The sequence below is a fragment of the Glycomyces buryatensis genome, assembly GCF_004912275.1.
Taxonomy (GTDB): domain Bacteria; phylum Actinomycetota; class Actinomycetes; order Mycobacteriales; family Micromonosporaceae; genus Glycomyces; species Glycomyces buryatensis.
On record NZ_STGY01000029.1, the window covers coordinates 1,259 to 25,963 of the forward strand.

22 protein-coding genes and 1 tRNA gene are annotated in these 24,705 nt (G+C 67.1%); 12 read left to right on the plus strand and 11 right to left on the minus strand.

Annotated features, from left to right (window positions below):
* Positions 1–278: 278 nt before the first annotated feature.
* Positions 279–1,742, minus strand: a complete 1,464-nt coding sequence (obgE, locus tag FAB82_RS07535; protein WP_136533935.1) for a GTPase ObgE — start codon at positions 1,740–1,742, stop codon at positions 279–281.
* A gap of 114 nt (positions 1,743–1,856) precedes the next feature.
* Between obgE and FAB82_RS07540 the strand changes: the two genes are divergently transcribed.
* Positions 1,857–1,932 (plus strand) — tRNA-Lys (locus FAB82_RS07540).
* Between the two features lie 174 nt (positions 1,933–2,106).
* On the opposite strand, the gene FAB82_RS07545 is transcribed toward FAB82_RS07540, so the two are convergent.
* Together FAB82_RS07545 and FAB82_RS07550 are read right to left on the minus strand one after the other, a co-directional pair.
* Positions 2,107–2,742: a response regulator transcription factor gene (locus FAB82_RS07545; RefSeq protein ID WP_136533936.1), complete on the minus strand. Its 636-nt coding sequence runs from the start codon at positions 2,740–2,742 to the stop codon at positions 2,107–2,109.
* A complete protein-coding gene (locus FAB82_RS07550; RefSeq protein WP_136533937.1) occupies positions 2,739–3,929 on the minus strand; it encodes a sensor histidine kinase in 1,191 nt (396 codons plus the stop codon). Before FAB82_RS07550 ends, FAB82_RS07545 begins: the two co-directional genes overlap by 4 nt.
* A gap of 122 nt (positions 3,930–4,051) precedes the next feature.
* Here FAB82_RS07550 and FAB82_RS07555 point away from each other — a divergent pair, with 122 nt between their 5' ends.
* Complete coding sequence (locus tag FAB82_RS07555) at positions 4,052–5,017, plus strand: ABC transporter ATP-binding protein (RefSeq protein ID WP_136533938.1); 966 nt, start codon at positions 4,052–4,054, stop codon at positions 5,015–5,017.
* Complete coding sequence (locus FAB82_RS07560) at positions 5,014–5,781, plus strand: ABC transporter permease (protein ID WP_136533939.1); 768 nt, start codon at positions 5,014–5,016, stop codon at positions 5,779–5,781. The genes FAB82_RS07555 and FAB82_RS07560 overlap by 4 nt, the downstream gene beginning before the upstream one ends.
* 18 nt (positions 5,782–5,799) lie before the next feature.
* On the opposite strand, the gene FAB82_RS07565 is transcribed toward FAB82_RS07560, so the two are convergent.
* Positions 5,800–6,600, minus strand: coding sequence for a protein phosphatase 2C domain-containing protein (locus FAB82_RS07565; protein WP_136533940.1), 801 nt, complete (start codon positions 6,598–6,600; stop codon positions 5,800–5,802).
* Between the two features lie 16 nt (positions 6,601–6,616).
* Positions 6,617–7,372 (minus strand): hypothetical protein, encoded by a 756-nt coding sequence (locus FAB82_RS07570; RefSeq protein ID WP_136533941.1) that lies wholly within the window; start codon positions 7,370–7,372, stop codon positions 6,617–6,619.
* Positions 7,373–7,554: 182 nt separating this feature from the next.
* On the opposite strand from FAB82_RS07570, the gene phoU reads away from it, so the two are divergent.
* The 4 genes from phoU to pstA all read left to right on the plus strand — a co-directional run bounded on the left by phoU (position 7,555) and on the right by pstA (position 11,425).
* Complete coding sequence (gene phoU / locus FAB82_RS07575; protein ID WP_136533942.1) at positions 7,555–8,202, plus strand: phosphate signaling complex protein PhoU; 648 nt, start codon at positions 7,555–7,557, stop codon at positions 8,200–8,202.
* A 212-nt stretch (positions 8,203–8,414) separates the two neighbouring features.
* On the plus strand, positions 8,415–9,467 hold the full coding sequence (pstS, locus tag FAB82_RS07580) for a phosphate ABC transporter substrate-binding protein PstS (protein WP_246039496.1): 1,053 nt from the start codon (positions 8,415–8,417) through the stop codon (positions 9,465–9,467).
* Between the two features lie 84 nt (positions 9,468–9,551).
* The gene (gene pstC / locus FAB82_RS07585) at positions 9,552–10,535 is read left to right on the plus strand and encodes a phosphate ABC transporter permease subunit PstC (protein ID WP_136533943.1); all 984 of its coding nucleotides are present in this window, start codon (positions 9,552–9,554) and stop codon (positions 10,533–10,535) included.
* Positions 10,532–11,425: a phosphate ABC transporter permease PstA gene (pstA, locus tag FAB82_RS07590; RefSeq protein WP_136533944.1), complete on the plus strand. Its 894-nt coding sequence runs from the start codon at positions 10,532–10,534 to the stop codon at positions 11,423–11,425. The genes pstC and pstA overlap by 4 nt, the downstream gene beginning before the upstream one ends.
* A gap of 84 nt (positions 11,426–11,509) precedes the next feature.
* Here pstA and pstB read toward each other — a convergent pair whose 3' ends face one another.
* On the minus strand, positions 11,510–12,388 hold the full coding sequence (gene pstB, locus FAB82_RS07595) for a phosphate ABC transporter ATP-binding protein PstB (RefSeq protein ID WP_136533945.1): 879 nt from the start codon (positions 12,386–12,388) through the stop codon (positions 11,510–11,512).
* 199 nt (positions 12,389–12,587) lie between these two features.
* Here pstB and FAB82_RS07600 point away from each other — a divergent pair, with 199 nt between their 5' ends.
* On the plus strand, positions 12,588–12,974 hold the full coding sequence (locus FAB82_RS07600; RefSeq protein ID WP_136533946.1) for a phage holin family protein: 387 nt from the start codon (positions 12,588–12,590) through the stop codon (positions 12,972–12,974).
* Between the two features lie 69 nt (positions 12,975–13,043).
* Here the strand turns inward: FAB82_RS07600 and FAB82_RS07605 are convergent, their stop codons facing one another.
* On the minus strand, positions 13,044–13,517 hold the full coding sequence (locus tag FAB82_RS07605) for a hypothetical protein (protein WP_136533947.1): 474 nt from the start codon (positions 13,515–13,517) through the stop codon (positions 13,044–13,046).
* A 236-nt stretch (positions 13,518–13,753) separates the two neighbouring features.
* Between FAB82_RS07605 and FAB82_RS07610 the strand changes: the two genes are divergently transcribed.
* Positions 13,754–14,662, plus strand: coding sequence for a cation diffusion facilitator family transporter (locus tag FAB82_RS07610; protein ID WP_136533948.1), 909 nt, complete (start codon positions 13,754–13,756; stop codon positions 14,660–14,662).
* A 138-nt stretch (positions 14,663–14,800) separates the two neighbouring features.
* Complete coding sequence (locus FAB82_RS07615) at positions 14,801–14,956, plus strand: DUF397 domain-containing protein (RefSeq protein WP_246039502.1); 156 nt, start codon at positions 14,801–14,803, stop codon at positions 14,954–14,956.
* A gap of 58 nt (positions 14,957–15,014) precedes the next feature.
* Here the strand turns inward: FAB82_RS07615 and FAB82_RS07620 are convergent, their stop codons facing one another.
* Complete coding sequence (locus tag FAB82_RS07620) at positions 15,015–15,947, minus strand: helix-turn-helix domain-containing protein (protein WP_136533950.1); 933 nt, start codon at positions 15,945–15,947, stop codon at positions 15,015–15,017.
* Positions 15,948–16,679: 732 nt separating this feature from the next.
* Here FAB82_RS07620 and FAB82_RS07625 point away from each other — a divergent pair.
* On the plus strand, positions 16,680–18,515 hold the full coding sequence (locus FAB82_RS07625; protein ID WP_136533951.1) for a serine/threonine-protein kinase: 1,836 nt from the start codon (positions 16,680–16,682) through the stop codon (positions 18,513–18,515).
* 42 nt (positions 18,516–18,557) lie between these two features.
* Here FAB82_RS07625 and FAB82_RS07630 read toward each other — a convergent pair whose 3' ends face one another.
* Together FAB82_RS07630 and FAB82_RS07635 are read right to left on the minus strand one after the other, a co-directional pair.
* A complete protein-coding gene (locus tag FAB82_RS07630) occupies positions 18,558–21,560 on the minus strand; it encodes a UPF0182 family membrane protein (RefSeq protein ID WP_136533952.1) in 3,003 nt (1,000 codons plus the stop codon).
* Between the two features lie 70 nt (positions 21,561–21,630).
* A complete protein-coding gene (locus FAB82_RS07635; RefSeq protein ID WP_168801474.1) occupies positions 21,631–22,602 on the minus strand; it encodes a YlbL family protein in 972 nt (323 codons plus the stop codon).
* Positions 22,603–22,715: 113 nt separating this feature from the next.
* Between FAB82_RS07635 and FAB82_RS07640 the strand changes: the two genes are divergently transcribed.
* Positions 22,716–24,014, plus strand: coding sequence for a zinc-dependent metalloprotease (locus FAB82_RS07640; protein ID WP_136533954.1), 1,299 nt, complete (start codon positions 22,716–22,718; stop codon positions 24,012–24,014).
* A 99-nt stretch (positions 24,015–24,113) separates the two neighbouring features.
* Here the strand turns inward: FAB82_RS07640 and FAB82_RS07645 are convergent, their stop codons facing one another.
* Complete coding sequence (locus FAB82_RS07645; RefSeq protein WP_136533955.1) at positions 24,114–24,641, minus strand: M48 metallopeptidase family protein; 528 nt, start codon at positions 24,639–24,641, stop codon at positions 24,114–24,116.
* Positions 24,642–24,705 lie beyond the last annotated feature (64 nt).

Consider the following 24,705-nt stretch of genomic DNA (forward strand, 5'->3'; position numbering starts at 1 on the left):
ACTAGTCAGTCTCAAACCTCTAAGAAGTTTCAGCTCCGACCGGAGCGACTCCAGAAACTTACCAGATCATTTTTTGGGCCGTTTTCGGCCCCCGATCCGTTCGCTCGGAGATTTGCCTTTTTGGTTCTGGGCCAGGGCCTTTCGGCTTTCCTGTCCGTTTCCCCCTCGGGCAAAGACAAATTTACGCGACGGTGAACCGGGGTTTGCAAGGGGGGTACGTGGTCGCCGACACATCCTCACAAACCCCGAGTTTCCGCAGGTAGAGCATGAAATCAGGGCTATCCGCGGCGGCTCTTGCCGCGCGCTTCCTTCTCTTTCTCGACTTCTTCGAGCAGTTGAGCGCGACGGGCCTTGCGGTCCGCCAGGCGCTCATCGGCGCCCTTGCGCTCATTGCGGTCGAACCTGATGTCGGTTCCGCGCGGTCCGGCGGTCGCAATGACGTTCGGGTCGGTCGGTTCCCACTCGAACTCGCTTTCGCCGATCTTCACGATCGAGCCGACGATGGCGCCTTGTTTCGCGAGTTCGACTTCAATGCCGAGATTCGCGAGTCGGTCCGAGAGGTAGCCAACGGCTTCTTCGTTCTTGAAGTCCGTCTGTCCCACCCAGCGCTCGGGCTTGTGTCCGGTGACGAGGAATTCGACATCCCCCTCATATGCCGGCACCAGCCTGCGGACCTCGAAGCCGGAGTCGTCAACCGCGTGGGGTCGGATGACCGTGCGGGTCGACTCGATCGGCGGCTGCGCGTCCCGGTACTCCTCTACCGCCTTCGCGAAGGCGAAGTTCAATTCTCGGAGTCCCTCACGGCTGACCGCGCTCACCTGGAAGACGGGCCAGCCGTACTTCTCCAAGTCGGGCTGCACGTACTCGGCGAGCTCGCGCCCATCGGTGACGTCGATCTTGTTGAGCACGATGATGCGGGGCCGCTCGGCGAGGCCGCCGTACTCGGCGAGCTCGTGTTCGAGCGCGTCGATGTCGGAGACCGGGTCGCGATCCGATTCGAGATTGGCGCAGTCGACCACGTGAGCCAAGACGGCGCAGCGCTCGATGTGCCGCAGGAACTCGAGGCCCAGGCCCTTGCCGGTCGCCGCTCCCGGGATGAGGCCCGGGACGTCGGCGATGGTGTAGGTCGTCTCTCCCGCCGACACGACACCGAGGTTCGGCGTCAAGGTCGTGAACGGGTAGTCGGCGATCTTGGGACGGGCCGCCGACATCGCGGCGATGAGGGAGGACTTGCCCGCAGACGGGAAGCCGACCAGTCCGACGTCGGCGACGCTCTTGAGTTCGAGGGTCACCTCCAGCTCGTCACCGGGCTCGCCGAGTTCGGCGAAGCCGGGGACCTTGCGTGCGGAGTTCGCCAGCCTGGCGTTGCCGCGACCGCCACGACCGCCGGAGGCGACCGTCATCTCGGTGCCGATGCCGGTGAGGTCGGCGAGCATCTCGCCGTTCGAATAGACGACGGTGCCGTTGGGGACGGAGACGCGGATGCTTTCGCCCGCGGCGCCGTCGCGGTTGGAGCCTGAACCCTGCTTGCCGTTGCCACCTTGCAGGCGGCTCTGGAAGTGGAAGTCCAGCAGCGTGTGGATATTGGGATCGACGACGAAGACCACATCACCGCCGTGGCCGCCGGTGCCTCCATCGGGGCCGCCGAGCGGCTTGAACTTCTCACGGTGGACCGACACACAGCCGTTGCCACCTTTACCGGCAAGGACCTGCAGTTTTACTCGGTCTACAAAACTTGTCACCGACCTAGCGTACCCACCGCTGGACCCCCAGAGACGAAGGCTGCCGCACGTGCTAAAGTTTCTCCTCGTGCGAGGGACACAGGCCAACAAGCCTGATAGTCACTCAATCATCTTGCGGCGCTAGCTCAACTGGCAGAGCAGCTGACTCTTAATCAGCGGGTTCGGGGTTCGAGTCCCTGGCGCCGCACCACTAAAGGCCCAGGTGACTGGGCCTTTTTTATTGCCTTCGGCAGGCCTCTGGGTGCCCTTGCGCCGCTCCGGATCTGCTTCAAGACGGGCCGGAGCAGCCGAAACGGTTGCCCGTCCGGCAGTGTCTGGACTCACTGGATGTCGACACGGACACTCGGTGTGGCGGACCACCTACCTAGATCCAGCCCTGCTCCCAGGCGTGCTGCGCGGCCGCGTGGCGGGTGCGCTTGCCGAGCTTCTTCATCGCCGTCGAGAGGTAGTTGCGGACTGTCCCCGATGCGAGGTGGAGTTCCGCGGCGATCTCGTCGATCGTGCCGCCGCCCCTGGTCGCGCGGAGGAGTTCGAGTTCGCGCTCGGTCAACGGCGATCGGTCCTCGGTGAGGGCGGAGGCGGCGATCTCGGGGTCGATGTAGCGGCGTCCGGCATTGACGTCGCGGATGATGCGGGCGAGTTGATCCGCGGGCGTGGTCTTGGGGACGAACCCCGAGACTCCGGCGGCCAGCGCGCGGCGGAGAACGCCGGGCCGGGCGTGCCGGGTCACCAGGACCACTTTGGGGCCGTGGGTGTTTCGCGTGGCCGTCGGTCCGTCGGGGTTGCCGCCGAGGATGCGGGCCGCGGCCCATAGTCCGTCGCGGGGCGGCATCTCGAGGTCGAGGATCGCGACGTCGGGGGTGTGGAGCTCGGCGAGCGCTGCCGCGTCTTCGCCGTTGTCGGCCTGGATTACGACCGTCATGTCCTCTTCCAGGTCGAGCAGTGCCGCCAGCGCTTCCCGGATGAGCGTCTCGTCGTCGGCGACGAGGAGTCTGATCACGCTGTGCCTTTCAAGCCGTCGGCGGTTTCGCGCGTGAGCGACGGCACCCCCGGGAGTGTGCCTGTCAGGGTGAACCGGTCGCCTTCGCGCCCGTGTGCGACGGTACCGCCGAAGGCCGCGAACCGTTCGGCCAGCATCGCCAGTCCGTTGCCGAGCTCGCCGACCTCGCTTGCACCGTCATTGGTGATCTCGACGGTCGCCGTCGTCCCATCCGCTTCTACCTGCAGGCTCGCCGTGGATGCCGCGGAATGCCGCAGCAGGTTCGTCGTTCCTTCCCGGACCAGAAGTCCGAGCAGCCGTTCCCGTTCGGGGTCGAGCCCGTGTGTCTCGGCGTTCACTTCGGCTTCGATGCCCGCCGATTGCAGGATTCTGGCGGCCGAGTCGACTTCGTCGGCCAGTGAGACTCGTCGGTAGCCGCCGACGAGGGCGCGCATGTCTCTGAGGGCGGAGCGCCCGAGTTCTTCCATCGCTTCGAGTTCGGCGGCTGCGGCGTCCGGCCGATCGTTGATGAAGCGGCGCGCCAGTTGTGCCTTGAGCACGATGACCTGGAGGTGGCCGCCTTGGACGTCGTGCAGTTCGGCGGCGAAGCGCAGGCGTTCCTCGGCCACCGCGAGTTCGGCGGCGAGGCCGCGGCTCTGTTCGAGTTCGAGTGCCACGTTGTAGTTCCACCACTGGAAGACGACGCCGAAGATGATGCAGGGGAACATCAGCAGCGTGAGAAAGACCAGCATGGGCGCGGCCATGCCGATGCCTCCCAGTACTGCCGCGATGAGCGCCGCGGCCACTGTTACGGCTGTGGCGAAGCGGTTGCGGGTGCCGGGTCGGCGCCACAGGACGGGGCAGGACGCCAGGAGCCCGGCCGGGGCCGCCCAGGCCGCGAAGATCGTCGAGTCCCAGGCGCTGAAGGCGAGGCCGAACAGCAGAACCGCCGTCCCGGTCCAGAACAGCCTGGGCTGCGGTTGTCTCGTCTCTCCGGCGACGTAGCGGGCCAGCATGATGGTCGCCAACGTCGTCACAATGACCATTGCGGCGACCGTTACGCCGATCCACTGCCCCCAGTCGCTCGCTCCGGCCAAATACGCGCCGGCGATGAACAGCGTCAATGGGCCGCCGGACACGGTCGTCCAGAGGGTGTACTGGTAGAGGCGGCGCAGGTCTCGCACCGGCAGTTCGGAGTGGCCGTTCACGGGGTGATTGAAACACCCCGACTCCCAAAGTGACAAATGTCAGCCGGGCGGCACACATTTGCACGACGATCGGTGCGGTTTAGGCACTACCGGAGGCTGGGCGCGCGGCGGATCGTCAAGGTATGAACGGAAACCCGACCCCACTCGTCACCCATGCGGCCCCGCCGGATTCCCCGATCGGCGCTGCCGGCGCCGTGGATGTCGCTGGACTGTCCTGCCGCTATGGGGATTTCACCGCCGTCGACGGCGTCTCGCTCGGTGTCGCGCCGGGTGAGTTGTTCGCGTTGCTGGGCACCAATGGCGCCGGCAAGACCACGACCATCGAGACATTGCAGGGGCTGCTTCGCCCGGCTTCGGGCCGGGTGTCGGTGCTCGGCCGGGATCCGTGGCGGCATCGGCGGGCGCTCGCCGGGGAAGTCGCGGTGATCGGTCAGAAGACCGGTTTCGCAGACGATCTCACCGCGGCGGAGACGGTCAAGTTGTGGAACGACCTGCACGCGGGACGCACTGCGGTCGGTGCGCTGCTGGAGAAGGTGGAGCTCGATCACCGGGCAGCGGTCCGGGTGGGTGCGCTGTCGGGTGGTGAGCGGCGCCGTCTCGATCTGGCGATGGCGATCTCCACCGTGCCCAAGGTCCTGTTCGCGGATGAGCCGACCACCGGTCTCGATCCCAGGTCTCGCCGCCGTACCTGGGCGACGCTGCGGGAGCTCACCGAGTCGGGCACGGCGGTGCTGCTCACCACGCACTACTTGGACGAGGCCGCCGAGTTGGCCGACCGGGTCGCGATCATGCACGGGGGCCGCATCGTCCGCTCCGGCACGGTGGACGACATCGTCGCCGCCCATGACGCTCTCATTACCGCGCGTCTGCCTGCGGAACTCGGCCTCGACTCTCTTCCTGGTATGGCCGGGACGCTCGCCGTCGACGGCGGGGAGCTGCGGGTGCGCACCACGGATCTGCAAGGGGACTTGTACCGGCTCCTCGATTGGGCCGAGCGGTTCGCGGTCGAATTGCGCGGACTCAAGGCCGCGCCCGCCACCCTTGACGAGATCTTCGCCGAACTCGAAGACGTTCAGGAGAACCGATGAGCACCAATGCTGTTGCCCCTGCCCGCCGCCGTCCGCACTGGTGGACGCTCGCGGTGGCCGAGTCCCGCCTGATCGGCCGCAATCGGACGGTCATGGCGACCATCGTGATCATGCCGCTGGTTTTCGGTCTCATGTTGATGCAGTCGGGGCGCGGTTTCCTCGCATCGTCGACCGGGACGCTGGCCGCCACCCAGCTCGGGCTGTTGTTGATGTTCGGCGTTTTCATGGGGACGACCATGACGCTCGCCGCCCGCCGGGAGCAGCTTTACCTCAAGCGGCTGCGCACGTCCGCTGCCTCCACCGCGTCGATCGTGACGGGGCTGGCGGCGCCGCCGGTCTTCATCGCGTTGGCGCAGTTCGCGTTCCTGGCGGTCGTGACCGCTTGGTTCTGGAGTTCGGCGCCGGCCCATCCGGAGTTGTTGGTGCTGGCTTTCGTCGTCGGGGCGGTGACCGCGGTCGCGCTCGGCTTCCTGACGGCGTCGTTCACCAAGAATCCCGAGGCCGCTCAGATCACGGTGCTGCCGGGGATGATGCTGCTGATGGTCGGCATGGGCTGGGCTCTGGTGCGGCCGACCGGCGAGGTCGAGTGGTTTCAGATGGCGGTTCCCGGTGGTGCCGTGATCGAACTGGTCCGTGCCGCTTGGGACGGACCGGCCGGCGGTTATGCGGCGGCGGCGGCCGTCCCGGCCCTGCTCGCGTTGGCCGTCTCCGCTGTGGCGGTGGCCTTGGCCGCGGTGCTCTTCCGCTGGCAGCCCCGCACCTGACCGCGCTGACGCCTGTCCTCAGGCGGGATCGGTGACGGCGCCTGGTCGCAGGAGGACTCCGGTCGCGTCGTCGTGCCGTTTGGCCTTGCGGAGCAGCCGCGGGTCGTCGCGTTCTTCGCGACGCACCGCCTCGATGAGCGCGGGGATTCCTTCGGTCTCCGCCAGGTCCAGGATCTGTTCCCAGGTGCGGCCGTAGCGTTCGGCCAGGCGGGTGAGGCCGTCCGTGAACAGGCACGCGGTGTCGATATCGGCCAGGGGTGCGTCGCCGGTCCTGGCTTCGCGGGCGGCGTGGGGGTCGGCGGAGGCGACCCAGAATCCATTGGGGCGATTGCGCACGCGGTCGATGTACTCGACGGAGTACCTGCGGAGGCCGCCGACGTCGACGACCGCGGGCGGGTCGGTCAGTCGCGCGAGCCGGTCATCGGACTCGACCTGCGGCGGGCTGCCCGGTTCGCGCCAGGCGATGGCGCAGTCCCCGAGCACCAGCCATTGGAAACGGCCGCCGCGGGCTCGCACGATGGCGACCGTGGCGGCCGGTGAGACGGGGTTCGACAGGTCGCAGCTGTCGCCGTGGAGCGTGGCGACGACGGCGATAGCTTCGGCGAGCACCGATCGGAGGTCCTGGTCCCCCGTGGTGAAGCGCCCGGCCAGGGCGGCGCCGAGCGCCGCCACGTACCAGGGGACGTCGTGAACGCACCCGTCGTCGGGGTAGCGGGTAACGCCGTCCAGGACCAGTGCCCAGGATTCGGCTACGAGGTAGTAGTCCTCGTTCGGGACGGAGCCGCCGGCCTGGGTGGCGGCCGAGGCCGGCGTCAGCATGGCGTCCCGGAGCCGATTAGAGGACGTGCGCGGCGTAGTACGTTTCCACCTGGGCGATCATGCCGTCGAGCACCGCGATTGCTGCGTCCCTGTCGTATTCGGACTCTTCCATCATGGTGGTCGCCTCGACTTCGATGTTCGAGATGGCCAGGTTGATGCCGATCGTGGTGTAGTCGTAACTGGTGGACTCGTGGGTGTAGCCCGTGTCGCCGTAGGTGGTGTAGTCCTCGACCGTGTAGGTGTCGTCTTCGGCATACGAATCCTGCATGTCTTCCACCCAGCCGATGTTGAAATCGGAGTCGTCGGTGACGTCGACATAGAGGCGCAGCGTGTCGTAGTTGCTGGTATAGAAGCTGCAGGAGATGTTGGCCGTGTCGCCCGAGGTCGAGGCGGAGGTGGAGGACTCGTCTGGGTCCACCTCGTCGCCGATGAGCTCTTCGAATCCCGACGTGTCGTACAACTCGCAGTCCGACTCGGCGAGCGTGGCCTCGCCGTCCGTCACGGGCTCGTCGCCGCCGTCAGTGGGGTCGTCGCCGCCTTCGGTGGTCTCCTCGGCCGACGATTCCGGCGCCGTCGTCGGATCCCCGCCGCCACCCTGATTGGAGTCGTTGCTGCGCTGGACGATCAAGAGGACCACTGCCATTATGACCGCCAGGACCACGATCACCGTCACGCCGATGAGCCACAGGTTGTTGCCCTGCTGCTGCGGCGGCTGGGGTTGCTGCTGCCCGTAGGGGTTCGGGTAGCTCGGCTGCGTCGGGGGGTAAGACATTGGTTCGCTCCTGGGATCATCGTGCTTCCGTCTCACTTTAACCGCGCGTGTCCAACGGCCTGCACCAGGCAGTTCACCGGAGTGTCTTGGTCCGGTCGACCAACTGAACACGATTCACGGTTAAACTGGGAACGCGCCTTTCTCTGTGCGCGCCCAGCTCCCGACCCCGCGATTGGTCCACTATGGCGAACGTCTTCCACCAGCGACTCGACGAGCTCGACGAGCTCCTGGTCGACATGGCCCGCCGCGTCGGCGAGGCCATCGAGCACGCCAGCGCGGCGCTGTTGGCGATCGACACCGAGGCCGCGGCGGCGATCGTGGCCGCCGACGAGGACCTCAACGCGCTCCAGTTCCGGGTGGACGACCGGATCGTGGAGCTGATGACCCGCTACGAGCCGGTCGCGACCGACCTGCGATTCATTCTCGCTGCGGTGCGCATCTCGGTCGATCTGGAGCGGATGGGCGACCTGGCCAAGCACGTGGCGAAGTCGGTGCTGCTGCGGGCGCCGGCCCCGGCGATCCCCGATTCGCTGCGCGAGGACTTCGCGGGCATGGGGCAGGCCGCGGTGCGCATCTCGGAGAAGCTGGTGCGCGTCCTCGCCGAGCGCGACCAGATGGAGGCCACGCAGCTGGGCCTGGACGACGACGTGCTGGACGCGCTCCAGCAGCGCGTCCACGACCAGATCCCGGACCTCGGCTACGGCCCCCAGGTCGCCGTCGACGCGGCGCTGCTGGCCCGGTTCTTCGAGCGCTTCGGTGACCATGCGGTGCGCATTTCGCATCAGGTCGTGTACCTCGTGACCGGCGACGTTCACCTCGACCGTTCATAACGTTCAGATCACAGCCAGGTACCGCTCCGGTCGAATACCCTGCTCACAGGGGTGGTCGTCACCTCCGTGTTCTCATCGTTGCGAATCGCGCTCAGTCGTTCACCTTGAGTTCAACTCCAAGTCGCCAGGTGAACACCGGCTCTCGGTTTGATGGTTGAGAACAGTGAAGCATTACCCGGTGCATCCCCGGGGATACGGAGTAGAGACCAGCTGTGAACATCAAACTGAACCGCAGAGCCATCTTCGGCACCCTTACCGCCAGCACCCTCGCGCTCAGCCTTGCGGCTTGTGGCGGAGGCGGCGACGAATCCGGCGACGGCGCGTCCGGCGAGATCAACGCCTCCGGCGCCAGCTTCCCCGAGGCCTACTACGCGGCGGCCATCGAAGGATTCGCCGAGGTCAACCCCGAGCTGAACGTCACCTACAACGCCACGGGTTCGAGCACCGGCAAGTCCGAGTTCGGCGAGGGCCTCAACGACTTCGCCGGTTCCGACTCTCTGGTCGGCGACGACGACGGGGTCGAGGCCGGCTCCTTCCAGTACCTCCCGACCGTGGCCGCCCCGATCACCGTGGCGTACAACCTCCCCAACGTCGAGGGCATCCAGATCGACCAGGAGACCCTCGCGGGCATCTTCCAGGGCGACATCACCGCCTGGAACGACCCCGCCATCGCCGCCACGAACGAGGGCCTCGAACTGCCCGAGACCCCGATCACCATCGCGCGCCGTTCCGACGGTTCGGGCACTACCAGTAACTTCACCACCTTCCTGGACGAGGCCACCGACACGTGGACGCTCGGCGCCGGCGACGAAGTCAGCTGGCCCGAAGGCTCCATCGGCGGCGAGAAGAACACCGGTGTGGCCCAGGTCCTTCAGCAGACCGAAGGCGCCATCGGCTACATCGACCTGGCCGACGCCGCCGAGATCGGCCTCGTCACCGCGTCCATCGAGAACGCCGACGGCGCCTTCGTCGCCCCGACCCTGGAAGGCGCCACCGCCGCCCTGGCCGGCGCCGAAATCGCCGAGGACCTCTCCTACAACCCGCTGAACGCCACGGGCGCCGACGCCTACCCGATCACCGCGCCGACCTACATCCTCATCCGCACCGAATACGAGGACGAGAACGTCGCCGCCGGTGTCAAGGAGTTCGTGAACTACCTGCTGACCGACGGCCAGGCACTGGCCGAAGGCGCCAACTTCGCCCCTCTGCCCGAGGAGCTCCAGACCCAGGCCCTCGACGCCCTGAACGCGACGATTGCCGACTAGCAGCGCGTCCCCGATGACCCCAGCGACGCCCCCGGCGCCGATGGGGTCCTCGGCCGTTCCGCACCACGAATCGGAGTGAAAACCTTGACCCCAACGGCAACCCGCGAAGCCCCCTCCGAGGTCGACCTCGGAGGAGAGGCACGCGCCCGCCGGGCCGACCGGAGCTTCACCGGCCTGGTGACCGCGGCCGGGCTCACCGTCCTCATCGTGCTGGGCCTGATCCTGGTCACGACCACGTTGAACGCCTGGCCCGCCATCTCGCTGGACCCGGTCAACTTCCTGACCGGGCGCACCTGGGACCCGAACGCGGACCTGTTCGGGACGGTCCCGTTCCTGTACGGCACCGTCGTGACCTCGCTGATCGGCATGATCATCGCGGTGCCGGTCTCCATCGGCATCGCCCTGTACATCACCGAGGTCGCCCACCGGCGGTTCCGCAAGTTCATCGTCACCGTCATCGACCTGCTCGCCACCGTGCCCTCGGTGGTCTTCGGCCTCGTCGGCGGACTCGTGGTGATTCCGGCCATCACGCCGGCCTACCAGTGGTTCGCCGGACTGGTCGCCCCGATTCCGGGCCTGAACGCGGTCTTCAGCGAGACCAACACCGGCCGCAACTACTTCACGGCCGGGCTGATCCTCGCGGTCATGTGCATCCCGATCATCACCTCCATCTCGCGCGAGGTCTTCTCGACCGTGCCCGAGACGGACAAGCAGGCCGCCTACGCCTTGGGCGCGACCCGCTGGGAAATGATCAAGGGCGCGATCCTCCCCCACTCCTTCGGCGGACTCGTCGGCGCCTCGATGCTCGGCCTGGGTCGGGCGATGGGTGAGACGATCGCGGTCTCCCTGGTCATCGGCGGCTCGCTCGGCATGACCCCCAACATGTTCGCGCCCGGCAACACGATGGCCTCGGTCATCGCGCAGCAGTGGGGCGAATCGAGCGGCCTGCACACCGACGCGCTCATCGGCATCGGCGTCCAGCTGTTCGCCATCACCGTCATCATCAACTTCCTCGCCCGCGCCGTGGTGCGCCGCGCCGAGATCAAGATGAAGGGGGCCCACTCATGACGAGCCTCTCCAGCACTCCGCCGGACCTGACGCGCCGCAACCTGTCGTGGCGCCGGTCGCTGGCCAACCGGACCTCCACGCTCCTCATCGGACTGTGCGTCGTGCTCGCGGCCTTCCCGCTGTTCCTGGTCATGTGGCAGGTCATCTCCCGCGGTGGCTCGTCGATGAGCCTGGATTTCCTCACCGAGGAGATCCCCCGCAACTACCGCACCGCCGGCCCCGGCATGGGCCCGGCGATCGTGGGCACCCTGTTCATCACCGGCATGGCAGCACTCATCGCCATCCCGATCGGCGTGCTCGGCGCGGTCTACCTCAACGAGTACGGCAAGAACAAGCCGCTGGCGCGGTTCATCCGCACCATGGCCGACGTCATGACCGGCGTCCCCTCGATCATGATGGGCCTGTTCATCTACGTCTCCTACGTGATCGTCATCGGCGAGCAGATCGGTTTCGCCGGTTCCCTGGCGCTGGCGTGCCTGATGCTGCCGATCGTGATCCGCTCGACCGAGGAGATGCTGCGGCTGGTTCCCGACGAGCTGCGGCAGGCCTCGGCCGGTCTGGGCGCGCGCAAGTGGCGCACGATCATGACCGTGGTGCTGCCGTCGGCCTCCTCGGGCATCACCTCCGGTGCGCTGCTGGCGATCGCCCGCGCCGCCGGCGAGACCGCGCCGATCATCGTCACGGTCGGCCTGACGTACATCTACAAGCCCGACCTGTTCTACGGCCAGAACACGAACCTGGCGGCGCAGATCTTCCGCAACGCCAGCCAGCCGTTCGCGGCCTCGCAGGAACGCGCCTGGGGTGCGGCCCTGACGCTGATGGGTTTGGTCTTCCTGTTCACGATCATCTCGCGCATCATCGCCTCGCGCTTCGCGATCGACAAGCGCTGAGGCCCGGCCAGCCGGTTCTCCTCCGATAACACCGAGGGCCCCGACCAGATCTGGTCGGGGCCCTCGGTGTTTCCGCTTGTGTCCCTAGCCGAAGCGGCCGGTCACGTAGTTCTCGGTGCGCACGTCGGACGGGGTGGTGAAGATCCGCTGGGTGTCGTCGAACTCGACCAGGACCCCGGTGCGGGTGTCGCTGACCTCGTTGACCTCAGTGGAGAAGAATGCGGTCTTGTCGGACACCCGCGCGGCCTGCTGCATGTTGTGGGTGACGATGACGATCGTGAACTGCTCGGCCAGGTCGACCATGAGCTCCTCGATGCGGGCCGTGGCGATCGGGTCGAGCGCCGAGCAGGGCTCGTCCATGAGGACCACCTCGGGCTGGAGCGCAATCGTGCGGGCGATGCACAGCCGCTGCTGCTGCCCGCCCGAGAGCGCCAGCGCCGACTTCTTGAGGTCGTCCTTGACCTCGTCCCACAGCGCGGCCTTGCGGAGCGAGTCCTCGACGATGTCGTCGCGCTCAGCGCGGGGCACGCCGTGGATCTTGGGCCCGTAGGAAACATTGTCAAAGATGGACTTGGGGAAGGGGTTGGCCTTCTGGAAGACCATGCCGATGCGGCGGCGCACCTCGACCGGGTCGACGCCGGACTCGTAGATGTCCTTGCCGTGGTAGGAGACCGTGCCTTCGACGCGGGCGCCGGGGATGAGGTCGTTCATGCGGTTGAGCGAGCGCAGCAGCGTGGACTTTCCGCAGCCGGAAGGTCCGATGAGCGCGGTGATCTCGTTCTTGGCGACGGTGAAGTTCACGTCCTTGACGGCTTTGAAGTCGCCGTAGAAGACGCCCACGTCCTTGATGTCGAATACGGTCGGGCCGCCGGTGCCGGGGCTCTCGTGCGCGGGCTGCGGCGCCATGTCGATACGACGGGAGCGCGCGTCGGGGCCGGCACCGGACAGAGTCGGGTCGCTCATGGGGTCTCTCCTCCGCGAGGTGCAGTTTCAAACGTTCGGGGTGTCTCCGACGCTAAAACCGGCGGGTAGCGGACGGGGCGAATGGCGGTGAACCCGAGGTGAACGCGGGGCCGCGGGGGTGTTTCGGCGGCACCGCCCCGGACGAGGTGATTCGGCCGAAACCGGGCAGGGCGCCCGCGGCCGCGGGAATACTGTCCACATGAGTTTTCTGGTGCGGCTTGTGCTGACCGCGATCGCGCTGTGGCTGGCCACGGTGATCGTCGGGGGCATCTACCTGTTCGGCGACTCGACGCTGGCGAAGTTCTTCTCGCTGGTGTTGGTGGCCTTGGTGTTCACGGTGGTGAATGCGCTCGTCAAGCCGATCGTGATGATGGTCGGCTGCGCTCTGTACGTGCTGACGCTGGGCCTGTTCGGCCTGGTGGTGAACGCTCTGATGTTCTGGCTGACGGCCTGGATCTCCGAGCAGTTGTCACTGGGGTTCCATGTGGACGGGTTCTGGCCGGCGTTCTGGGGCGCGATCATCGTGTCGCTGGCGATGTGGGTGATGGATCTGCTGACGCCTCGCAAGGAGGACGCGGGAGCGTAAGAGCGCGATACGACTAGGCCCCGTCGGGCGGCTCCCGAGCCGCCCGACGGGGCCTAGTCGTTGCTGCTGTTAGAACGGCAGACCGGTGGCCGGGCCGGTGGGGACGTCGCGAATGTTGTCGTCACGTCCGTTCCGGGCTCCGGCGCCGGGCGAGTTGAACGGCATGGGCCCCTGGGGTCCGGGAGCCTTGCCGAGCCTGCGGCGCATGACATTGAGGTTGTGCAGCCCGGCGAGCGCATAGGTTCGGATGCGCTCGAACTGCTTGGTCTTCTTGGCGGTCTTGAGCGCTACACCGGCATTGTGGTGAAGCTTGCGGGCGCGCACGAGCGCGGCGCCGGCCTCGGGGTCGGCGACCTGCACGGGCGCAATGGCGATCTGCGAGGTGAGGAGTTTGGTCCAGGCCTCGGCTTCTTCTTTGGCGCGGGCTTTTCGGCGGCGCCTGGTCTCGATGCTGGATCGCAGCCCGAGGACTGCCGCGAAGATGAGGACAAGGGCGAGAACTGCTCCGAACGCGGCGATTGCCACTTCAATGGCGCTTTCCATCGTCACCCCCCGTGACCAGTGCTGATATGTCTCTGTTGAATATTATTCCATTGGCCGCCGACTTTTATGAAACTCCCCCTGGTTCACGTCGAGTCGGGCGTTTTCCGGTATTTCCGGCCTTCGGTGCGAGCCGGAACTATGGGACACGGCTTCACATGCAAAAGTGCGCATGTTAGCATTCGATTTCGACGGGCATCCCCACCCGCCACACTCACCCTGACAGAGGAGGAACCCGCATGGGCCACGACCACTCGCACGGCGCCGTCTCCCTCGGCGCCCGTCACCGCGGACGGCTCTGGCTGGCACTGGCCCTGGCCGTCACGGTGGTGTTCGCCGAAGGGGTCGCGGCCTGGTACACCCACTCCCTGGCGCTGCTGTCCGACGCCGCCCACGTCGCCAGCGACTCGCTCGGCATCGCGATGGCCCTGTCCGCCATCATCGCCGTCCGCAGGGCCGGCGCCGGGCCGAAGCGCACCTTCGGCCTCTACCGGCTCGAAGTCCTTGCCGCCCTCGCGAACACGCTGCTGCTGTTCGGCGTCGCGTCCTTCGTGGTGGTGCAGGCGATCCGGCGCATGGGGGACCCGCCCGAGGTCCAGGCCGGGCCGATGCTCACCGTCGCCTGCCTGGCACTGGCGGCCAACGTCACCTCGCTGCTCCTGCTCCGGTCGGGCGCGGCCGAGTCGATCAACGTGCGAGGCGCCTACTTCGAGGTCCTGGGCGATGCGCTCAGCTCGCTGGGCGTCATCATCGCCGCGGTGGTCATCGCCCTCACCGACTGGTACTACGCCGACAGCCTCATCGCCGTGGCCGTGGGCCTGTTCATCCTGCCCCGCGCGGCACGCCTGGGGCGGGACGCGCTGCGCATCCTACTCCAGCACGCCCCGGCCGGCGTGGACCTAAACGAGGTCAAATCCGCCTTGGCAACACTCGAAGGAGTGAATGAGGTGCACGATCTGCACCTGTGGACCCTCACCTCGGGTATGGACGTGGCGACCGTCCACCTGGGACTCGAATCCGAGGCCGATCCGGCGGCGGTCCTGGCCGAGGCACAGCAAACGCTGGCCAAACGCTTCGGAATCGAGCACGCGACCGTCCAGATCGAGCCCGGGAGCGCCAATCGGGAATGCGAGACGCCGGGATGGTAACACCGACCGGTCGCTGTCTGGAAACCGATAGTGACGGATATATGACGCGCGCTCAATATGCGGCTGGCTATCGTAGACACCGTCCTGGGGACTCGAAGTGCTCCTTGGAAGGAGGGGTCGATGTTGACCCATGTATGGATGAAGAGCAGCAGGTCCGGCCCGAACGGCGCCTGCGTTGAAGTAAGGCTGGCGAACGGTGCCGTGGAGATCAGGGACACCAAGCTGACGCGCAGTCCTATTCTGCGAGCCAGCCGTGCCGACTGGCAGTCACTGCTGCGGCAGGAAGGCCGGTAGCAAGACCTGAGAAAGGGGCGGCCGCGGCATTCGCCGCGGCCGCCCCTTTACGCATGGGCTACAGGGATTTGAGGCGTTCGGCCTGGGCCTCGATGAACTCCAGGCTGCGACCGGGATTCAGGGCGGCCGAGCGCAGGTTCCCGAAGATCTCGTGGAAGGGCTGGACGTCCTCGCCCTCTTCGTAGACGTCGCCATTGTGGCCCTCGATGTAGACCACGTCGGGATGGCGGTAGCCGGGGTCGATCTCGCCGTTCGCCTCACCGAAGCCGAGGATCGTGAACGAGGACAGCATCCCGGGGTAGGCCCCGCCCTCGAACGGCAGCACCTGGAGGTGGACGTTCGGCAGCGAGGCGAGTTCGAGCAGATTCTGGAGCTGGTCGATCATGACCTTCGGACCGCCGAGGACGCGCCTGATGGCCGCCTCGTCGATGATGTTCCAGATCTTCAGGTCGTCCCGCAGGCGCTGCTGCCGCTCCATGCGCAGGCTGATGCGGTCGTCCATGTACCGCCGACCCTGCTCCAGCACGAAATCGAACGTGGCCTGGGCGTACTCACGGGTCTGCAAGAGCCCGTTGATGATCAACCCGTCGTACAGGTACAGATTGGAGGCGTCCTGCTCCAAGCCGATGTACGTGGCGTACGGCGGGGAGATGGTGTCGGAGTACCTGGCCCACCAGCCGCGCTTGCGGCCGTCCCGGGCGAGGCGCACCAGCTCCTCGATCTGCGCGGGGTCGGAGACGCCGTAAACCTCGGTGAGGGCCTGGACGTCGCGGGGCTTGATGCCCACCCGCCCGAGTTCCATGCGGTAGATGGTGGAGGTGGTGACCTCCAGCGCATCGGCCGCGTCCTGCGCCTCGGCGCCTGAGCGCTCGCGCAGCTCGCGGAGGATCCTCCCGGCCCGCCTGCGGCGCACCGTGGGACTACCGCCTGAAGGCATTGCCTTGCCCCCCAGCTTCTTCGGGTTGTCAGCGTCGTCGTTCGATGTTCCCATTTGACACCCTGATCTCTCCGGAATCGGTGAGGACGCACCGGTGGAGGAGGACTTCTGGCCGCTCACCGGCTTGGACCTGCGGGGACAATTATTCGCCACCCGATCCGGTTATACCTCTTGCATCCAAAATCTGCATGTGCAATTCTACTGTACGGAGGGGCTACCCGCCTCCACCGACTGTACCGATTCGGCACCGCGACTCGGCGAACCAGGTGCCCATACCGCTCGAAGGCAGCAGATTCCATTGGCCCGCAAGCGGTTCAATGATTCGAAAACCAGCTCGAAAGGCAGCCCGCGTTGCGAAGTCCGTACACACTTGACAATCCTCCCCCGGACGAACCCCCTGGTGGGGTCCCCGTGCCGAGTCTGTGGCGCGTGCAGTCCCGGTGGTGGAAGCGGCATACGCCCGCACTCGAACAGCGAGGCGCCAAGCGCCCGGTGTGCGAACACTGCAACCAGTCCTGGCCGTGCCACTCGTGGGCGTGCTGGGACGGCCAGCTCGGCGAGGCCGTCAGCCGGCCCGGCCAGGCGGCCCGAAGCCTTTCAGACGCAATGCAAACGACTCCGATCGAGGTCGGACCGCGAACCGTCGAGCCGATCCCGGTGCGAGCCCGGGCGATGAAGCGGGCCATGACCCCTCGTGCCGAAAGAAGCGCCGCCTAGCGCGTAGCTTCGACGCCTTCCGGTCGTTAAACCCTGAGAGAGAATCCGACTCAAAGGGAAAGCCGCCGGATGCTGAGCACGCGCAACCTCAAGGCAGGCGACGTCCTGGACGGGCGATACCGGCTCGAACGCCGCGTCGGCGGCGGCGGCATGGGCGACGTCTGGGAAGGCACCGACACGATCCTGTGGCGGACCGTCGCCATTAAGATTCTGTTGGCCGACCTGGTCGACGACCGCGGTTTCCGCGAACGCTTCCGCCGGGAGGCCAGGGCCATCGCCGTGATGAAGGGCCCCGGTGTCGTCGAGGTCTACGACTACGGCGAGATCGAGCACGAGGACGCCCAGATCGCGTACCTCATCATGGAATTCGTGGACGGCAAGCCGCTCTCGCGGCTGCTGGGACTGTGGGGGAAGCTCGGCTCCGCCGACGCGCTGCGCGTGATCGGCGGAGTCGCCGAGGCCCTCCAGGTCGCCCATGCCGCCGGGATCGTCCACCGGGACATCAAGCCGGGCAATATCCTCGTCCGCGCTGACGGCTCGGTCGTGTTGGTGGACTTCGGGATCGCCCGCGTCAACCACAACCTGACCCTCACCACCACCGGTGTCGTGCTGGGCACCGTCACCTACATGTCCCCCGAGCAGGCTGCCGGTGAGAACCTCACGGCCGCTTCGGATCTGTACTCGCTCGGTATCGTCGCGCACCAGTGTCTGGCCGGCTCGCCGCCGTTCAAGGCCGACACGCCTCTGGGCGTGCTCTCGGCCCACCTGCGCAATCCGCCGCCGCCGCTACCGGTCGACATACCGGTCGAGGTGACCCAGATCGTGCGCCGCGCCCTGGAGAAGGAGCCGTCGGCGCGCTGGGAGAACGCTGCCGAGTTCGCGCAGGCCTGCAGCGAGACGCGGGCGGCGATGATCGGCCCCGCCCCGCGCGCCGCGAACCCGCCGACCCGGGTCCAGCAGCCGCGCCCGCGCCCCGAGCCGATGGGGGCGATGTCGCCGACCGGCGGCGCCCGGTCGGTCCCGGTCTCCCCCGTTTCACCGGTCTCCTCACTCTCGGGCCAGTACCCGCTGCCGCCGGTCACCGGCCAGCATCCGATCCGCTACCGCACCGGGCAGCACCAGATCCCATCGAGCTCGGGTCAGCACCGATTGCCGCCGCAGACGGGCCAGCACCAGGTTCCCTCGCACACCGGCGCCCACCGGGCCCCGAGCGGCATCCGCACCACCGGATCGCATCCGGTCTCCCCGCCACCGGCACCGCCAACGACTCCCGGCCAGGTCGCGAGCGCCGAAGAGCGCCCGAAGCGGCGCCGGCTGTGGATCACCTTGGCGGGCACGCTCGCCGCGATCGCGGCGGTCAGCGCCGTCGCCGCGGCCGGCCCGTGGGAGCGGCTGTTCGGCGACGGGGCCGTCCCCGCCGGGGAGACCGCGCCCGCTGAAGCCGACGTGCAGGGCCAGGACGCCGACGATCCGGACAACGGTTCCGAGGGAGACGCGCCGGACAATCCGGATGCACCCGACCACGACCCGTCGGCGACGGGCGAGGACGACACCGATGCCTCGGGCACCCAGAGTCCCAGCGCCGGAACCGGCCCCAGCCAGACCGAGTCGACCCTGCCGAGCACGAGCCCCAGCACCTCCCCCAGCGCGGCCCCGAAGGCCACCGTCCCGGGCGTGGTCGGCCAGACCGAATCCGAAGCGCGCCAGCACCTCGAGGAGTCCGACCTGGCAACCTCGGTGGTCTACGAGGGCGAGGGCGAAGCCCGTTGCGGCGTCGTCCGCCAGAACCCGAGCGCCGGCACCGAGGTCGCGCCCGACTCCACAGTGCAGATCACCGTCGAGCGCGCCGCCGACGCCGCCTCCTGCCGGACCGAGGAGGGAACGACCGAGGCGCCCGCCGGCTAGTTCGCACTAGCCGACAGGCGCCTCGTTCTTCGCTCTCTTCAGTTACTGACCGGCCGCGTCGCGGGCCTCCTTGAGCTGGTCCAGTGCCGCGAACAACTCGTCCAGTGCGGCCCCGGCCTCAGCCTCGGTACCCGAGGTGCGGGCCTCCTCATAGGCCTCCTGCGCCGCGATGACGTCGTTGATCGCCTGCTCGACCTCCGGCGGCTCGGTGCCGTCGGACGTGGGCGTCTCGACGGGCGCCTCGGTGGTCGGCTCCTCCGTTGGTTCCTCGCCCGTGGCGTCCTCGTCCTCAGTGGTCTCGGTCGCCGGCGGGGCGCCCTCGATGAACTGCTGGACCACCGAATCGACCGCCTGGTCGAGGGTGTCCTCGTACCCGACGTAGCCGCCGTAGGAGATCGCGACCTTCTCGAGCACCGGCAGTGTCGTGTCACCGCCGCCGACCTGCCTGCGCAGATAGAGCGGTTCGGTGTACAGCACGCCGTCGCCGACCGGCAGCGCCAGCAGGTTGCCCCACTCCACTTGCAGGTCCGACTGCTGGTACTGGCGCAGGTCGTTGACCACGTCCCCTTGCGAGGTGATGATCTGGTGCATCTGTCTGACGGACTGGTTGTCGCCGCCGGATATCTGCTGGACGTTGAGGACCGGGTTGCCCTCACCGTTGTAGTAGCCGGCCATCATCGAGGCCAGGATGTTGTCACGCGAGATCGGCGTGAAAGTCCCCGTCAGCTGGAACTCCGGCTCTTCGAGCCCGAAGTTGGCGTACACGTAGTACGGCGGCTGCGAGACGGCCGCGGGGCTCGACGGGTCGTCCGGGACCTGCCAGGCCTCGGAGTTCTCGATGAACTCGCCCGAGTTGTCGACGTGGTAGCGCTCGAGGATGGACCGCTGCACCTTGAACATGTCCTGGGCGTAGCGGAAGTGAGCCGAAAGCTCCTCCGGCGTCTCTTCCTTGGGCGTGATCAGGTCGCCGCCGTAGATCGAGTTCCAGGCCTTGAGGATCGGGTCCTCCTCGTCGAACTCGTACAGTTCGACCTCGCCGGAGTAGGCGTTGACCACGGCCTTGACCGAGGAGCGGATGTAGTTGACGTCCTGGCTGTCCTGCGCCGTGACGCCCTGACCGGTGTAGGTGTCGGTCGTCGTCGCGGCGAGGTCGACCCGATCGGAGTACGGGAAGTTGTTCGCCGTGGTGTAGCCGTCGACGATCCACACGACCTCGCCGTCGACGACGGCCGGGTACGGGTCGGACTCGACGGTCAGGAACGGCGCGACGGCCTGGACCCGGTCGCGGACATTGCGGTTGTACAGCAGCTGCGAGTTGTCGTTGATGCGGTCCGAGAGCAGGAAGCGCGGTTCCTGGAGCTCCCAGGCGTACAGCAGCCGGTTCCAGAAGGAGCCGACATCGACGCCGGTGTCGCCCTGGAACGTGGTTCGCACGTCCTCCTCGACCACCTCGATGTCTTCCTCCTCCTCGGCCTGCTCGGCCTCCTCGGAGACGGAGACGTCGGCGGGGCGTTCGAACTCGACCGGGGTCTCGCCCTCGGGGACACCGACGATCGCGTAGTCGTCATTGAGCATCCCGAAGTAGATCTGCGGGTAGTCGACCTTGATGTAGTCGTTGGTGGCCTCGCACCGGCCGGCATCGGACTCGCCCTCGCGCATCACCCCGGAGGTGAAGAACGGGTAGCCCTCGCAGTTCTCGCGGGTCGGCGCGGACACGAAGCCCCAGCCGTGGGTGTACACGGTATGGCGGACCGTCCAGTCCTGCTGGCTCTCGTTGTAGTTGGCGGGGTTGAGCTCCCGCAAGCCGACCACGAAGTCCTCGGTGACCTCTTCGCCATCGTCATTGGTGTAGGTGTAGCGGTCGACGTCGAGCTTGTCGGAGAAGTCGTAGAAGCTGCGCGGCTGCTGGCGCTGCGTGAACGCGTCCGAGACCACGAACGGGTCGATCAGGCGCATGTTCGCGACGGTGGCCGCGTCGGCGGCCTCCGGGTCGTTCAACACCTCGGCGTCCGGCGCCGACGAGACGTCGTACGTGGACACGTTGAGGACGTCCTCTTGGAGGTCGAAGGCGTATCTCGTGCCTTCGATGGTGTGCTGGACGTACTCGCCTTCGCGCTGCGGCACGTTCGGCTCGACCTGGAAGTTGCGGACCACGGCCGGGTAGATGCCGCCGGCCGCGATCGCGGTGACCACGACGAGGCCGAGCGCCGTCAGCGGCAGAGCAAGGCTCCTTGTGAAGCCCCAGGAGAAGATCAGGATGACCACGGCCGCGATGACCGATACCCAGATGAGCGCGTTCTTCGCGTTCATCAGGGCGTTGATCTCGGTGTAGCCGCCACCGACGATATTGGTGACCGAGTTCAACTGCGTCGCGAAGTCGAAGCGGTCGAAGTAGTACGCGACCGCCTTGAGCCCCAGGAACAGTGCCACCAGGACCGACAGGTGGATGCGGGCCGCGTTCGTCATGCGGTCGCCGGTGCCGGAGAAGCGCAGCGCGCCGTACAGGTAATAGGCGCTCAGCGAGGCCAGGAGCCCGACGACGACGGCCGCGAAGCCGAAGCCGATCAGGAACTGCCAGAACGGGAGCCGGAAGATGTAGAACCCGGCGTCCATGTGGAGGACCGGGTCCTCCCAGCCGAACGATCCGCCCTCGCGGAACAGCAGCCAGGTCTCCCAGCGGGACTGGGCCGACATGCCGGCGAAGATGCCGACGACGACGGCGAGCCCGGCGATCCACCAGCCGGCCTTGGGCGAGAGGAGTTCGCGGTATCGCTCCAGGCCCTCCTGCTCGGAGGTGGCCGGCCAGGTGTCCGGCCGGAAGCGATAGGCGATGTACAGGTTCGCAGCGGTCCACGCGGCCATGGCGAGGGTGAACACCCCGAACAGGCCGATGCGGTTCCACATCATCGTCGAGAACACCGTGGTGTAGTCGATCGAGTCGTACCACAGGTAGTTGGTGCGCAGGCTGACCAACCAGCCGAGCACCGACAACATGACTATGGCGCCCACGAGGAGGATCAGGACGTACCGTCCTCGTCGGCTCATCCGTGGGGGTGTGGGCGTCCGGTTCGCCACTCTAAGCAACTCCTTTGTGTCTATTGGAGCCGACGCGGATTCAGCAGGTCATGACGTCCTCGCCGGCCGCGATGGACTCAAGCGCCGAGACCGCTTCCGCGAGCGTCTCCACCCTGACAATAGTCATGTCACCGGCCAATGCCGAAGCGGCGTCCTCACAGTCCGCTGCCGGCGAGAGGAAGACATCGACTCCCGCCTCCTCTGAGGCGGTGATCTTCTGCTGGACGCCGCCGATCGCCCCGACGTTCCCCTGTGGATCGATCTCGCCGGTGCCCGCGACGACCATTCCGTCGGTCAGATCGGCCTCCGTTACCCGGTCGACGATGCCGAGCGCGAAGATCAGACCGGCCGAGGGCCCGCCGATGTCGAGCGCCTCGGTGTCGATCTCAATGCCGTACGGGTCCTCATACGACGACTCCAATTCGACGTCGCCGAGGACCACATCGGGGACGTCAACGTTCTGTCCGTCACGCTGAACCGTGACGTCAGTTTCGCTGTCGGCGAAATTCTCCAAGGCATCCAAGGACTCGACGGGCTCGCCGCCGACCGCGGTCACGACATCGTCGGCGCGCAGACTCCCCGAGTCGGCCACCACCGTGAGCACCGCCGGCTCTCCGAGGTACCCCAGCGCGGCCTGCTCGGCGTTCGACTGCGACTCGACCCAGTCCGCCTGGTTCTCCTCATTGATCTCCTCCTGGGACCGGTCCGGGGGATAGACCAGGTCGCGGGGGATGATCGCGTACTCATTGGACATCCAATAGCCCAGCGCCTTTGCCAAGCTGACCGACTGCGTGACCCGCACCGTCGTCAATCGCAGCTCGCCCTCGGAGGGGTATTCGACATCGGCGCTGATGATCTCGCGCTCTTCGCCGTCGACCTCTTCGAGCCCGAGCACGTCCTCGGTGGGGCCCGGACCGAACACCACGTAGGCCACGTCCATGGCGAGCGCCTGCCAGGTCAGGAGTGCCACCAGGGCCGCACCGAGCAGGACTGTGATTCCACGCCTTCGCATGGGCGGAAGCCTACATGGCACAGGCCATGTGGACGTTCGGCCGTGAGCGTAAACGGGCGGTTCAGATCGCCAGGCCATGGTTTTCCAGGCCCCGTCTGACGTACGGTTGGCCCATGGGCTCCGACATTCCATTCGGCTTCGGCAATCTGGGCGGCGACCTGCCCGACCCGAACGATCCGCGGGTGCAGCAGATGATGCAGCAGCTGCAACAGATGATGGCGCAATCGCTGTCGTCCGGTCCGGTCAACTGGCAGCTGGCCAAGCAACTGGCCGAGTCAGAGTTGGCCTCCGAGAACACCGTGGGCCCGGCCGACCAGGCCGCGGTCTCCGAAGCGGTGCGCCTCGCCGACCTGTGGCTCGACGCCGCGACCGCCTGGCCGAGCGGAGTCACGGCCACCGACGCGTGGACCCGCAAGCAGTGGATCGACCAGACCGAGGCCTCTTGGAAGCAGCTCGCGGAGCCGCTCGCCGGGCAAATGGGCGAGGCGATGCAGACGCTGGTCCCCGAGGAGATGTCCGGGATGCTCGGCCCGATGGCCGACCTCATGAAGGGCGTCGGCTCGGCACTCTTCGGCGCGCAGATGGGACAGGCGCTGGCCAAGCTGGCCGGCGAGGTCCTCTCTTCTACGGATGTCGGTCTGCCGCTGGGCAAGACGGGCGTGGCCGCGCTGCTGCCGAACAATGTCGCCGCTTACGCCGAGGGCCTGGAGCTCCCGGTGGAAGAGGTGCGGTTGTTCGTGGCGCTGCGCGAGGCCGCCACGCACCAGCTGTACACGCACGCCCCTTGGCTGCGTTCGCATCTGCTCGGAGCGCTCGACGCCTATGCCCGCGAGATCCGCATCGACGAGTCTGCGATCGAAGAGGCCATGTCGGAGATCGACCCGACCGACCCCGAGGCCGCGGCCACGATGGACCTCTCCGAGGTCTTCAAGCCCGAGGACACCGAGCAGCAGAAGGCGGCGCTGGCGCGGCTGGCGACGACCCTCGCTCTGGTGACCGGCTGGATCAACGTGGTGGTGGCCGAGGCGGCCGACGGACGGCTGCCGACGATCGACCGGCTGCTGGAATCGGCGCGCCGGCGCCGGGCGTCCGGCGGTCCGGCGGAGCAGACGTTCGAGGCGCTCGTGGGTCTCCAGCTGGACCCGACGAAGGTCCGCGCGGCGACGCGGCTCTGGAAGTCGCTGGGCGAGGCCCGCGGCATCGAGGGACGCGAGGGCGTGTGGGCCCACCCGGACCTGATGCCGGGTGCGTCCGATCTTGAGCACCCTGAAGGCTTCGTGACGGTTTCCGAGGCCATGGGCGACTTGGACATGTCCATGTTCGACCAGCTCGCGGTCAACGACCCGCGCCCTCCGGAAGAGGACGAGGGCGACGAAGGCGACGAGGGCGAAGCCGACAAGGACAAGCCGTAGCCCGAATCAGGCTCGACGACAATCGCGACCGGGCTGGGGGTTCTCACGCACCTCCTTGGGCCGGTCGCTCGCCGTGTGTCCCGAAGTGCGAGGTAGGCCCTAGACGACCTCGTTCTCGACGTCCGCGATGCCTTCGAGGTAGCCGCGGGCCCGCTCTGCCTTGGAGTAGCGGCTGACCAGGTCCCAGAACGGCCGGGAGTGATCGGCGTGGACCAGGTGGGCCAGTTCGTGGAGCAGGACGTAGTCGAGCACCCAGGACGGCATCATGGTGAGCCGCCGCGAGATCCGGATGGTGCCGTCGGCGGGAGTGCACGAACCCCAGCGCCGATGCTGGTTCTCGACCCACTTGACACTGACGGGATCGGCGCAATTGGGGTATTCGGGGTAGTAGCGCCGAGCGAGCCTGACGGCCCTGGTCCGTAGCGCTGCGTCGCTCGCACGCACGCTGCGGGCCTCTTTCTTCTGGAGCTTTTCCAGCATGTGGTCGATCCACTCGCGTTCTTCTCGTTCGGAGAAGGCATCGGGAATCATCACGACCACGCGGCCACGTTCTTCGTAGGCCGCCACGGTGGCACGACGCTTTGTTGAGCGCCGCACTTCAACGGGGGGATGGACTTTGCGCGCCATGAACGCACATTAATCCGTGGGGGTGACATTCGCATAACACGAAAGTCGCGATTATGTCGGTAGA